The sequence below is a fragment of the Sphingomonas oryzagri genome (assembly GCF_029906645.1).
In the GTDB taxonomy this organism is placed as follows: Bacteria; Pseudomonadota; Alphaproteobacteria; order Sphingomonadales; family Sphingomonadaceae; genus Solisphingomonas; species Solisphingomonas oryzagri.
Genome location: NZ_JARYGZ010000001.1, coordinates 2,330,791 through 2,342,999, shown reverse-complemented (window position 1 = coordinate 2,342,999; position 12,209 = coordinate 2,330,791). Strand labels below are relative to the sequence as shown.

Genomic DNA, 12,209 nt, shown 5'->3' with positions numbered 1-12,209 from the left:
AATGGTTTGATGGTTTCCCGTTACGTCGACATTCACCCGCATGTCATTTCCGACGACGAGGGCGCCTATCCGCCTGCGCCGCTGTTCGGGAAGCGCTCGGACTGGTCTCAGGAGCGGCCGAGCACGGTCGAGTCGCTGATCGCCGCGATGGATGAGGCAGGTGTCGAGAAGGCGGCGGTCGTCCATTCGTCCACCACCTACGGCTTCGACAATTCCTACGTCGTCGACGCCTGCAACCTTTATCCGGATCGCCTGCTGGCGGTCGGCTCGGTGGATGTGCTCGAACCCGATGCGCCGCAGACGATCCGCAACTGGGTGGAGCGCGGCCTGGGCGGCATGCGGGTGTTCACCGGCGGCAGTACCAAGGAGTTCGACGCGAGCGAGCTCGACGATCCGCGCGCTTATCCGGCGTGGGAGCTGCTCGGCGAACTGGGGCTCACCATGTGCATCCAGACCGGCCCGGTCGGACTGCCGGCGGTGGTGTCGCTGGCCAAGCGCTTTCCCACCGTGAAGATCATCCTTGACCATCTGGGCCGCCCGGACGTGACCGACGGCGCCCCCTATGCGGCGGCGCAGAGCCTGTGGGATCTGGCCCCGGTCGAAAGCATCTACTTCAAGCTTACCCCGCGCATCATGGGCGACAGCAAGAAGGGCGCGGCGACGCCCGAGACGCTTTTCCCGAAGATCGTCGAGACGTTTGGCGCGAAGCGCCTGGCTTGGGGCTCCAATTTCCCGACCTCGCCGGGCACGCTTGCGGAAATCCTCGCAACCGCGAAGGATCGGCTCTCGATGCTGTCGACCGAGGACCAGGAGTGGGTCTTCCGCAAGACTGCGCAGACCCTCTACCCCAGGCTGGCGGACTGAGGCGGAGACGAGGTAGATGGCCCGGATGATCGAAGCCGCCAACCAGCCGATCGAGGCGGAGGTCAGCGCCAAGCCGCCGATCGTCGCGCGCTGGGCCATCCTGTTCCTGCTGGCGGTGGGCGTGATGATCGCCTTCTCCGATCGCGCGAGCATCGGATCGGCGCTTGCCCACCACCCGTTCGTCGAACATTTCAAGCTCACCAGCGTCGATCGCGGCTGGGTGAACTCGGTCTTCTTCTGGTCTTACGGCCTCATGCAGATGGGCACCGGCTGGCTGGTCGATCGTTATGGCGTGAAGTGGCCCTATGCGATCATCTTCCTGGTGTGGTGCCTGGCAATGGCGGCGGTCGGCATGGTCGGCTCGCTGGCAGCCCTGCTCGCGATGCGGCTGCTGGTCGGCGCCGCCGAGGCGGTAGTCATGCCGGCGAGCTATCGTTGGATCCGGCATAATTTCTCTGAGAACCAGAGCGGCACCGCCGTCGGCATCTTCACCATGGGCAACAAGTTCGGCCCGGCGATCGGCGCGCTCGCAGCACCCTGGCTGATCACCAATTACGGCTGGCAGGCGATGTTCTTCGCCACCGGCGCCGTCGGTCTGGTGTGGGTCGCGCTTTGGGTGCTCTCGGTGCGGAGCGACTTGCCCAATGCCGTCGATCGGGCGGCCCTGCACAAGAGCGCGTCCGCCGTGACGCTGGGCAGCGTGCTGCGCTCGCCCGTCGTCTGGGGGGCGATGATCATCAACTTCTGCTACGGCTATTTCACCTTCTTCTGCATGCAGTGGATGCCGGACTACCTGCACAACCAGCGCGGCATGTCGCTGAAGAGCTCGGGCCTTTACACCTTCTTCAGCTTCACCGGCATCGCGCTCGTCGCGGTCAGCGCGGGCTGGGTGGCGGACCGGATGATCGCGCGGGGCGGCGATCCGGTGAAGGTCCGCAAGGGCTTCGTGATCGCCGGCTTCCTCGGCGCCTGCACGGTGCTCCTCGGTGTCCATGCAGAATCGCTGTCCATGGCGCTGTTCTGGAATATTTTCTCGCTTTCGTTTCTCGGTCTTACCACCGCCAACAGCCTGGCGCTCTGCCGCCTGACTTTGATCCCCAAGCAGGCGGTCGGTCTCGTGACCGGCGTGCAGCAGGTGGCGACCAGCCTCGCCGGCGGCGTCGCCGGGGCACTCACAGGCTGGCTGCTCCAGATCAGCGGCAACAATTACGACGTGCCGATGCTGGTGATCTTCGTCTTCCTGTTGATCGGCGCGGGATCGACCTTGGTGCTGCTGCGCCGCGAATGGGCGCCGAAAATGCCGGAGCCGTTGATCGTCGAGAACTGACGTGCCCGATGTGATGGCCGTGACCTGACATTGAATAGGCGCATTCGGCTCCAGGCCGCTACGCGCCGAACTGATTGAGCCCTGGCGGGGCGGGAGATTGAAAATGGCGGAGATCGTATTCGGGATGGCAGTGCCGCACTCCGGCATGCTCGGACAGGCACCCGAGGATTGGCTCACCAACGGTGAGCGCGATCGAAAGAATCCCGAGCTCTGGTATCGCAACCGGACCTGGACGTACCCCGAGCTCGAGAAAGAGCGGGGCGCCGCCTTCGAGCCCTTCCTGACCATCGAGGAGCGCACCGCCCGTGCCGCCAAGTGCCGCGCCGCGCTCGACGAGATGGCGGCCGCCTACAAGCGCGCGAACGTCGACGTCGCGATCATCCTCGGCAAGGATCAGAAGGAGATCTGGCCCGACCAGTCGCCCTCGATCACGATCTACACCGGCGAGGACGTGCATAACGGCCCGCCGCAGCGTCCCGTCTACGCGCCCGATCGTCACGTCGTGCACAAGGCCTATCCGGAGCTCGCCACCTACCTCATCAACGCATTCCAGGAGCAGGGCTTCGACCTCAACGATCTCCAGGCCTGGCCGGAGAACGTCTGGATGGCGCAGCGGCAGGGGATGAAGCCGGACTATCCGGTGGTCCCGCACGCCTACAGCTTCGTCTACCACCAGATCATGGGCGACGCTCCGCCGCCGCACGTGCCGATGCTGTTCAATCTCTTCTATCCGCCGACGCAGCCGTCGATGAAGCGCTGCATCGAGTTCGGCCGCGTGCTGCGCGATGCAATCGAGGCGTGGCCCGAGGACGTCCGCGTGGCGGTGATCGCGTCGGGCGGGCTCTCGCATTTCGTCAACGACGAGGAGTTCGACCGCGACGTGATGGGGAAGCTCGCCGCCTATGACTATGACGGCCTCGCGGCGATTCCGAATGGCTACTACCAGTCGGGCACGTCCGAAGTGAAGATCTACTCGATCGTCATGATGGCGCTCCAGCATACCGGCGCCGAGATGACCCTCGTCGACTACGTTCCCTGCTGGCGCACTCCAGCCGGAACCGGCGAGGGCATGGGTTTCATGTACTGGGACGCGTCGGCCTGATCTGCCGCGCCCGCACTTTCACTCCCATTGCTGACAAGGACGACACATGGCCGACACCCGCCTGAATGGCATCATCCGCGCGTTCGAGGCGGGGAAGCCCGCCTTCACCTGCTTCGCCAAGGTCGACAAGCTGACGGCGCAGGAGATGACCGACGCGCCCTATGACGGCGTCGTGTACGAGATGGAGCACAATCCGTACGACGTCACCGCATTGGGTGATGCGCTCCAGTACATGCTCAACCGCAAGAAGATCGCCGAGACCGGCTCGGTTGCACCCAGCGTCACGCCCATCGCGCGCATCCCCGCCAATGGCGGCGAGATGAACCAGTTCCAGGCCAAGCAGGTGCTCGATCGCGGCGTCTACGGCGTGATCACGCCGCACGTTCAGACGGTCGAGCAGGCCTACAACACGGTCGCCTCCTGCCGCTACGCGAAGCCCAAAGGCGCAGCCTTCTACGAGCCCAAGGGGGTCCGTGGCGATGGCCCGGCAACGGCAGCGCGCTACTGGGGCCTGACCATGCCCGAATATTATGCCAAGGCCGACGTCTGGCCGCTGGCGCCGCATGGCGAGCTGCTCGTCGGCATGATGTGCGAAAGCCCCGAGGCGATCGAGAACCTCGACGATATCCTCGCCAACGTGCCGGGAATAGGGCTGGTGCTGATCGGCGAGGGCGATCTCAGCCAGGCGCTCGGCTATCCGCGCCAGTATGAGCATCCCGAGGTGGTCAGTGCGATGAACAAGATCGTCGAGGTCTGCAAGAAGCACGACGTCGTCGTCGGCAACCCCCACACCAATGCCAAGAATGTCGAGCGGCTGCTCGGCGAAGGCTATCGCTTCCTCATGTCGGCACCCAGCCGCAGCTATGGTGTGGTCGGACGGGGCCGGGAGCTGGCCGGCTACTGACGCGATGGCGTTGACCGCGAAGTTATCGCGGCCGCCTTGCTTTCGATTGGATGATGGTGGCCGCCCGTGGTGATTGCGGGCGAACGGGCAGACATGTCCGATGGTCTTGGAGAGCTTATGAACGGCGCGGAGAGCCTGGTTACGACGCTGGCGGATCAGGGGGTCGAGATTTGCTTCGCCAACCCCGGCACGTCCGAAATGCACTTTCTGGCGGCGCTCGACAATCCACGGATGAAGAGCGTGCTGTGCCTGTTCGAGGGTGTCTGCACGGGCGCGGCCGACGGCTGGTACCGGATGAAGGACAGACCGGCGTCGACGTTGCTCCATCTGGGACCCGGCCTCGCCAACGCGCTCGCCAACATTCACAATGCCAAGCGCGCGAGCTCGGGGATGGTCAACATCGTCGGCGAGCATTCCGCGAGCCATCTGAAATATGATCCGCCACTGACCTCCGACATCGAAGGCCTCGCGCGGCCGCTCAGCCACTGGGTGCGCCGCGCCGAGAGCTCCACGACGATCGCATGGGACACCGCCACGGCGGTCGCCAAGGCGTCCGAGCATCCCGGCCAGATCGCGACGCTGATCCTGCCCGGCGACACCGCCTGGAAGGATGCGGGCGAACGTGCGCTGCCGGCTGGTCTGACCGTCAAGCCAGCCGCGCCGGATCAGGCCCGCGTCGATCAAGTGGCCAAGGTGCTGCGCTCAGGCGAGCCGACTTTGATCATCCTCGGCAACAAGTCGACGCGCGGCCGTGCGCTGGAACTGGCCGGCAAGATCGCAGCCGGTACGGGCGCGCGCCTCGGCTCGCAATTCTTCACCGCGCGGATCGAGCGCGGCGCGGGACGCACGCCGCTGGAGCGCATCCCCTATGCGGTGCCGCAGGCGCAGGCCTTCCTCAACAGCTTCCGCCACATCGTGACGATCGAGACCAAGGAGCCGGTCGCTTTCTTCGCCTATCCCGACAAGCCGAGCCTGCTCAAGGGCCCCGAAGCGATCGTGCACCCGCTGGTCGAGCCGGACGAGGACAGCGTCGCCGGCCTCGAGATGCTGGTCGATGCGCTGGGCTTGGGCGGCACGCAGCCTCTCACTCAGGAGCGGATCGAGACGCCGGTGCCGTCGGGCGCGCTCAACCCGGAGAGCATCGCCCACGCACTCGCCGCGGCACTGCCTGAACAGTGCATCCTCGTCGATGAATCGCTCACCACCGGGCGCCAGTCGATGGGCTTCACCATGGGGGCCAGGCCCCACGACCTGATCAACAACATGGGCGGCTCGATCGGCTACGGCACGCCCGTCGCTACCGGCACGGCGCTTGCCTGCCCGGACCGGCGGACCTTCTGCATGGTCGGCGACGGGTCGGCCATGTACACGATCCAGTCGCTGTGGACGCAGGCGCGAGAAGGGCTGCCCGTCACCACGATCATCTTCGCCAACAACCAGTACGCCATCCTCAAGGCCGAATACACGAACATGGGCGCCGGCCAGACGCCCGGTCCCCAGGCCATGGCGATGATCGACATCGACCGGCCGACGATCGACTGGTGCGCCATGGCCAAGAGCATGGGCGTGCCCTCGGTCAGCGTCGACACGGCCGAGGATTTCCACGCCGCAATGGCCCGCTCGGTCGATGCCGAGGGCCCGGTGCTGATCGAAGTGAAGCTCTACTGAGAAGGAGAGGGGGCATGGCCACCGCCGCCACCACCACGCTGAAGACCAACCTCGCCGATTATCCCGTCACCAAGGCGATCCGCGACGGCCGCGTGACGTCCGACGTCGTGACGCTCGACATCTGTGGGCCGGACCAGGCGCACAACGGCTTCAAGGCGATGATCCGCGAGAATGCCTATGATTGCGGCGAGCTCGCCATTGTCACGCTGCTGCAGGCGAAATGCTACGGCAAGCCGTTTGTGGCGCTGCCCATCCCGGTCAACGGCCGCTTCCAGCACCATTGCGCGGGCTTCAATAAGGAGCTGTTCCCCGGCCTCCAGCCCAAGGACATCGAGGGCAAGCGCGTCGGCGTGCGCACCTATGCGCAGACGACGGGTCTCTGGATCAGGGGCATCCTGCGCCACGAATATGGCGTCGATCTCGACAAGGTGACATGGTGCACGGTGGGCGAGGGGCACCTCCTCGAATATAGCGATCCGGCCAATTGCGAGCGGCTGCCCAAAGGGTCCGACATCGGCCAGATGATGCTCGACGGCGAACTGGTCGCGACCTTGCAGGGTGTCGACCTGCCCAAGGATCCCCGTGTCTCCTACCTCGTCCCCGAGCCGTTCGATGCGGCGAAGGACTGGTATGCGCGCGAGGGCGTGGTGCCGATCAACCACATGTTCGTGGTGCATCAGGACCTGACCAGGACGAACCCGGAGGCCGTCCGCGAAATCTACCGCATGCTGGTCGAGAGCCGTGAGCTGACCGAGGGCGGCGTGCCGGCCGTCTATCCGCCGATCGGCCTCGAGGCGAACCGCAAGGGCATCCAGCTCGCGATCGACTGGGCGCTCGACCAGAAGATCATCCCGCACCGGCTCTCGGTCGACGACCTGTTCGACGACGTGACCGCGACGCTGGGCGCCTGAGATGAGCGAGACCGCCCGCCACGCCGTCACCCGCGTCCGCCGGGAGACGCGACGGCGTGTCGGTACGGTCTCCTCGGTCGAGCGGCTCTCGCCCTCGATGCTGCGCATCTGGTTCGAGGGCGCCGACTTCCACGATTTCGAGAGCGCGGCGCCTGACGACCATGTGAAGCTGTTTTTCGTGGGCGCAGGCGGCGAGACGGCGATGCGCGACTATACGCCGCGCCTGTTCGACACCGCCGCCGGACGGCTCGCGATCGACTTCGCGCTGCACGAGGCCGGGCCGGCGACGCGCTGGGCACTCGATGCGAAGCCGGGCGACACGCTGCAGATCGGCGGCCCGCGCGGGTCGGCGGTGCTGGCGGATGATTTCGACTGGTACATGCTCGTCGGCGACGAGACGGCGCTGCCCGCGATTGGGCGGCGGCTGGAGGAGCTGCGCGCCGACGTGCCGGTGACCGTGGTTGCGATCGTCGATGGGCCGGCCGATCGCGTTGCCTTCGCCGAGCGGGCGGGGCTCGACACGATCTGGGTGGAGCGTGACGGCAAGGCCGGCGAGGATGCGGCGCTTCTCAACGACGCGCTCTCCGCGCTGACACTGCCGGCCGGCGAGGGCTATGTCTGGATCGCCGCCGAATCCCAGGTGGCGCGCGCGGTGCGCGCCCATGTGATCGACACGCTCGGCCATCCGCGCGGCTGGACCAAGGCGGCCGGCTACTGGTCGGCGGGCGAGGCCGGTGCCCACCAGCGGATCGAAGACTGAACTCCGGTTTTCGGGTCGGCACTACAGCCCAGCGAGGAAGCGATGAAGACAATCGAGGTCGCGACGCGCGACGGTACCATGCCCCTCCACGTCCATATTCCGGCGGGCGCGGGGCCGTGGCCGGGCGTACTGATGTTCATGGATGGCCCCGGGATGCGGCCGGCGGTCCATGAGCTGGCAGAGCGACTGGCGCAGTCCGGCTATTGCGTGCTGCTGCCGGATCTCTTCTACCGCTCGGGCTCCTACGAGCCGGTCGACCCCAAGGTGGTGTTCACCGACCTGGCGCTGCGCGAGCAGCATCGCGAGAAATTCATGGCACTCGCCACCCCCAGGGCGGTGATGGCCGACACGGAGGCGCTGCTCGCCGCCGTCGAGGGCCTGCCGGAGCTTGCGGACGGGCGGATCGGCGTGGTCGGCTATTGCATGGGCGGCAGGTTCGCGCTGATCGCGGCGGGCACTTTCCCCGATCGGATCGCAGCGGCAGCCTCCTATCATGGCGGCGGGCTCGCCAACGACACGCCGACCAGCCCGCACTTGCTCGCGCCGAAGGTGACCGCGAAGGTCTATGTTGCGGGCGCGATCGAGGACGCCAATTTCGACGACGCCCAGAAACAGCGGTTGATCGATGCGCTGGTTGACGCCGGTGTCGATCATCTCGTCGAGACCTATCCGGCGAAGCACGGATGGGTGCCAAGCGACATGCCGGTGCACGACCCAGCCGAAGCCGAGCATCACTGGCGCACGCTCATCCCGCTGATGGATGGCGCTCTGAAACCATGACAGCTGCCCGCGCGGAGGCCGGTACTCCGCGCTCCACTGTCCGGCTATTCCTTGCTGAAGGTAACGCTGACAGGGCTCTGGACGTCCAGGCTCTTGTCGGTCGCGCTGAGCTTACCCGATCGCCTGTTGACCTTGAAGACGTTGATCCTGCCAGCGCCCTCGTTGGCGACGAGCAGCCAATTGCCCTCGGGCGACAATGAGAAGCTCCAGGGTGTCTTGCCGCCGGCGGCGAGCCGCTGGATTTCGGTGAGCCGGCCGTTCGACGGGTCGGTGGAATAGACAATGAGCTGGTCGCTGTTTCGCGTCGACAGATAGAGGAAACGGCCATCGCTCGACATGGCGATCTCGGCGGCGCTCTTTTCGCCGGCATAGTCGGAGGAGAATGCCGGAACGGTCTGGATCGGGCCCAGCGTGCCGTTGGCGGAATTCCATCGATATGCGGTGACCTCCCCGGAGAGCTCGCTGTCGATATAGACGAAACGACCGCCTGGCGCGAAGGCGATATGGCGTGGGCCCGAACCGGGTTGCGCGGAAAAGGACGGCGTGGGAGCGGGCGTCAGTTGCCGGGTCGCAGGATTGAAGCTGTAGACGAACACCTTGTCGGCACCGAGATCGGCTGAGAGCAGATAATGGCCGCTCGGATCGATGGCGACCGAATGGGCGTGCGCACTTTTTTGCCGTGGCTTGGGGCCAGAACCAGCCTGCTGTTGCGACGATGCAAGGGACCCGAGGGTGCCATCCGCGTTGACGGGTAGCGCGGTCACTGTGGCGGTACCGTAATTGGCGACGAACAGGGTTTGTGAGCGCGGGTCGAGGGAAAGATGGGTAGCGCCACCGCCGCCCGACCCGACCTTGTTCAGCAAGGAAAGCTTGCCCGTGTTCGTGTCAATCGAGAAGGCCGAGACGCTGGCCTCGGACTTGCCGTCATTGCCGGTTTCGCTCACCGAATAGAGGATTGGTCGGGTCGGGCTCGCGACCTGCCAGGTCGGCCGCTCGATCTCCGCAGCAAGGCCCAGAGACGTCAGCGCTCCGGTTGCCGGGTCGAAATGGGCGGAGAAGATGCCCTGCCCGGGGCCGGTTCCATGCGTGCCGAAAAAGACGGTCTCAGTGCCGCGCGATTTTGCGTCGGCCGGACATGCGAGCACGGTCACAGACGCGATCAGCAAAGCGGTGAATGCGGAACGATGACGCATCGATCTCTCTCCTCGAGCCTGTTCGGCCGTTGGCGATGAGGGTGGCCGCAGGGCCACCGCGCGGCAAGCCGGTACACGCGAAACTGATATGTCGACCTCAATAATCGATGGCTGCTGCTCAAAAGGAAGGGCGGCGCAGCGTCGCTGGCGCCGCCCTCAGTTGCAGGGATCAGAAGTGGAAACCGGCAGTCACGCCATAGGTGCGTGGCGGGGCCGCGACACGGTTGTTGCCGGTGGACGTGGCGTCGAGCTGCATCGAGTAGAGCGCGTTGGTGAGGTTCTTGCCCCACGCCCTGATTGACAGATGCTGGTCCCGCGAGGTCCAGGTGATCGAGGCATCGACGAGGTTGTAATGCGGTTCGCGAACGCCGTTGCCCGGATCGACATAATAACCGTCATTATAATAGTAGCTTGCTGCGACCGTGATCGGGCCGACGACATAAGTCGCGCCAATGTTGGCGGTCCAGTCTGGCGTGTCCTGAAGGCGGTTGCCGGTCGCATCCACAGTCAAAACCTGGAACTGGAACGTCGCAGGGTCGATGACATTGTCGTTGGTCGTGTAACCGTTGGGGAACGATTTGTAGCGATCGTGGATATAGCTGAAGCCGGCGTTCAATGTCAGCGCGCGGGTGACCTTCGCCTGCGCATCGAGATCGACGCCGTAGCTGCGTGCGCCCTTGCCGTCGAACGGATAAAGCACCCCATTCAGGATTTCGTTGATCTGGATATTCTTGTAATTGTAGTAGAAGGCCGCCGCATTGACGCGCAGCCGGTGATCGAACAGGTCCGACTTCAGGCCCACCTCATAGGCGTCGAGCGTCTCAGGCTTCAACTCTTCGGCCGGGATCACCTGTGGCACGAACGATCCGCTCTTGAAGCCACGATTGTAGGAGACATAGCCTAGCAGGCCGGGCGAAAAGCGGTGATCGAGCGATAGGCGCCAGGTCAGCTTCTTGAAGCTCTTGCTGTCAGACGTGCTCTCGATGTCCGAGCCGAACGGCGTGGTCGTGTCGGAGGTCGCCGCGATAGCGCGGTCGTCGATCGTGTAACGCAGACCGGCGGTCAGGTGGGTGGAGGCTCCGAAGTCGTAGGTGCCCTGCGCGAAGGCCGCATAGGAGTTCAGCGTCTGCCGGCTGTCGACGCGCGCATCGATGCTGATGGGACCGAACGGCGTGTAGGCTTGGACCTTCGTGTCGAGCGGATCATAGGAGCCGCGCGACCAGAAGTAATAGCCGCCAATCACCCACTTGAACGGCCCGGGCGCGGTGGACAGCAACTGCACCTCTTGGCTGAACTGCTTGTCCTTCTGCGTCTGGTCGACCTCGACGTTCGGGGCTGGCGTCTGGTCGCCGTCGATGATCGCGTGCAGGAAGCTGTTTCGGTAGGCGGTGATGCTGAGCAGCTGTACGCTCTCGAAGTCGTGCTGGCCGGTGAGGCTGGCGCCCCAGGATTTCGTGTTCAGATAAGGCTGAACATTCTGGTCGATGTCGCGGGCACCAGCGGGGCCGGGGCCGGCGAGCGTCCCATCGACGGGATGGATCGCAGGATCTGCGCCCTGCAGATAGGAATAGTCGCCAGACAGGGTGAATTTGGTCTGTGAATCCGGCTTCCACTGGATCTTGCCGCGGCCGGCATAGTCGCGATGCTTCTGCACGTCCTCGCCATTGTAGACGTTCGTGCCGTAGCCGTCCTTCTGGTAGTCGTAGATCCCCGCGACGCTGGCCGACAGGGTCGGGGTGAGGCCGCCCGAGACATAGGCGCTCGAGCTGACGGTCCCGTAGTTGCCGTAGCTGATCGACCCGTCGGCGGTGGGAGTCTGGCTCGGTGTGCGCGTGGTCACCTGGATGAGGCCGCCCGTGGCGTTGCGACCGAACAGCGTCCCCTGAGGCCCCTTCAGCACGGCGACCTGGTCGACGTCGTTGAGGGAGAACAGCGTCCCCGCCGCGGATCCGATATAAACCCCGTCGACATAGGTGGCGACCGGGTTCTCGATGCCGGGGCCGGTCGTCGTCGTGCCGATCCCTCGAATGCGGGGTTGCCCGAAGCCGCCGAGGGCCGTGTTGAAGGCGAGGCCGGGTGTCACGGACTTGAGATCGGCAGTGGTGTTGATCTGCGCGACCGAAAGCTGCTTGGCGCCGAGCGCGGTGATCGCGATCGGCACGTTCTGCAAATTCTCGGACCGCTTTTGCGCTGTGACGACAATTTCCTGGAGGCCACCGCTTGGGGCGGGTTGCGCACTTTCCTGGGTAGCCGAGGCTGCAGCCTGCGCATGGACTGGTGTGAGCCCTGGGGCGAGCGCGGCAAGAGCGACCCCCGTCGCCCACCGAATTGTCGTGCGGCAGTTGGCGGAGCCCCCGGTGCTGCGCTTGCTATGATTGACCACAAGACCTCCCATGTTTTTCTGACGCGCGTTAATCGGCGCCTTGGCAAAGCGATGCCGTTTCTAGGGAGCAGGGGGCTTTCGCCAGATATTGAATTGGCGTGCTGGCCTATTACTTTTTCATGTTTCTAGTCGAAAGTTCAATGTTCCAGCGCTGTCATATTTCAATATATGTCCGGCGGTTACTTTAGGTCGTCTTGTATTTTTCGGAATGCCCTTCGTGTCTCGCGGATTTTGGTGGCCCCAGTCCGGATCAGATTGTCAGTACTGAAAGTAAAGTGTCTCTAGGACGTGGACCCACTCGGCCTCACTCCGACGCG

Annotated in this window: 10 protein-coding genes; 8 read left to right on the top strand and 2 right to left on the bottom strand. The window is 64.8% G+C overall.

The window, feature by feature from the left end; all coding sequences use genetic code 11:
* The first annotated feature begins 9 nt into the window (after positions 1-9).
* The 8 genes from QGN17_RS11275 (at position 10) to QGN17_RS11240 (ending at position 8,316) form a co-directional block, all read left to right on the top strand.
* Positions 10-864 carry an amidohydrolase family protein gene (locus tag QGN17_RS11275; protein WP_281044586.1) on the top strand — a complete coding sequence of 285 codons (855 nt, stop codon included), beginning with the start codon at positions 10-12 and terminating at the stop codon, positions 862-864.
* A 16-nt stretch (positions 865-880) separates the two neighbouring features.
* The gene (locus QGN17_RS11270; RefSeq protein ID WP_281044585.1) at positions 881-2,191 is read left to right on the top strand and encodes an MFS transporter; all 1,311 of its coding nucleotides are present in this window, start codon (positions 881-883) and stop codon (positions 2,189-2,191) included.
* Between the two features lie 103 nt (positions 2,192-2,294).
* A complete protein-coding gene (locus QGN17_RS11265; RefSeq protein WP_281044584.1) occupies positions 2,295-3,293 on the top strand; it encodes a DODA-type extradiol aromatic ring-opening family dioxygenase in 999 nt (332 codons plus the stop codon).
* Positions 3,294-3,339: 46 nt separating this feature from the next.
* Positions 3,340-4,197: an HpcH/HpaI aldolase family protein gene (locus QGN17_RS11260; protein ID WP_281044583.1), complete on the top strand. Its 858-nt coding sequence runs from the start codon at positions 3,340-3,342 to the stop codon at positions 4,195-4,197.
* A gap of 117 nt (positions 4,198-4,314) precedes the next feature.
* Entirely contained in the window at positions 4,315-5,865 is a 1,551-nt protein-coding gene (locus QGN17_RS11255) for an acetolactate synthase large subunit (RefSeq protein WP_281044582.1), read from the top strand.
* Between the two features lie 14 nt (positions 5,866-5,879).
* Entirely contained in the window at positions 5,880-6,776 is an 897-nt protein-coding gene (locus QGN17_RS11250; RefSeq protein ID WP_281044581.1) for a phosphate ABC transporter substrate-binding protein, read from the top strand.
* A 1-nt stretch (position 6,777) separates the two neighbouring features.
* Positions 6,778-7,536 carry a siderophore-interacting protein gene (locus QGN17_RS11245; RefSeq protein ID WP_281044580.1) on the top strand — a complete coding sequence of 253 codons (759 nt, stop codon included), beginning with the start codon at positions 6,778-6,780 and terminating at the stop codon, positions 7,534-7,536.
* A gap of 42 nt (positions 7,537-7,578) precedes the next feature.
* Complete coding sequence (locus tag QGN17_RS11240) at positions 7,579-8,316, top strand: dienelactone hydrolase family protein (RefSeq protein WP_281044579.1); 738 nt, start codon at positions 7,579-7,581, stop codon at positions 8,314-8,316.
* Between the two features lie 44 nt (positions 8,317-8,360).
* Here QGN17_RS11240 and QGN17_RS11235 read toward each other — a convergent pair whose 3' ends face one another.
* Positions 8,361-9,509: a lactonase family protein gene (locus tag QGN17_RS11235; RefSeq protein ID WP_281044578.1), complete on the bottom strand. Its 1,149-nt coding sequence runs from the start codon at positions 9,507-9,509 to the stop codon at positions 8,361-8,363.
* A 169-nt stretch (positions 9,510-9,678) separates the two neighbouring features.
* On the bottom strand, positions 9,679-11,670 hold the full coding sequence (locus tag QGN17_RS11230) for a TonB-dependent receptor (protein WP_281044577.1): 1,992 nt from the start codon (positions 11,668-11,670) through the stop codon (positions 9,679-9,681).
* Positions 11,671-12,209: the final 539 nt, after the last annotated feature.

Bases quoted from the DNA above. Each gene is read 5' to 3' on its own strand.
- QGN17_RS11275 (WP_281044586.1), top strand. From the start codon at position 10: ATGGTTTCCCGTTACGTCGACATTCACCCGCATGTCATTTCCGACGAC.
- QGN17_RS11270 (WP_281044585.1), top strand. From the start codon at position 881: ATGGCCCGGATGATCGAAGCCGCCAACCAGCCGATCGAGGCGGAGGTC.
- QGN17_RS11265 (WP_281044584.1), top strand. From the start codon at position 2,295: ATGGCGGAGATCGTATTCGGGATGGCAGTGCCGCACTCCGGCATGCTC.
- QGN17_RS11255 (WP_281044582.1), top strand. From the start codon at position 4,315: ATGAACGGCGCGGAGAGCCTGGTTACGACGCTGGCGGATCAGGGGGTC.
- QGN17_RS11260 (WP_281044583.1), top strand. From the start codon at position 3,340: ATGGCCGACACCCGCCTGAATGGCATCATCCGCGCGTTCGAGGCGGGG.
- QGN17_RS11245 (WP_281044580.1), top strand. From the start codon at position 6,778: ATGAGCGAGACCGCCCGCCACGCCGTCACCCGCGTCCGCCGGGAGACG.
- QGN17_RS11250 (WP_281044581.1), top strand. From the start codon at position 5,880: ATGGCCACCGCCGCCACCACCACGCTGAAGACCAACCTCGCCGATTAT.
- QGN17_RS11235 (WP_281044578.1), bottom strand. From the start codon at position 9,509: ATGCGTCATCGTTCCGCATTCACCGCTTTGCTGATCGCGTCTGTGACC.
- QGN17_RS11240 (WP_281044579.1), top strand. From the start codon at position 7,579: ATGAAGACAATCGAGGTCGCGACGCGCGACGGTACCATGCCCCTCCAC.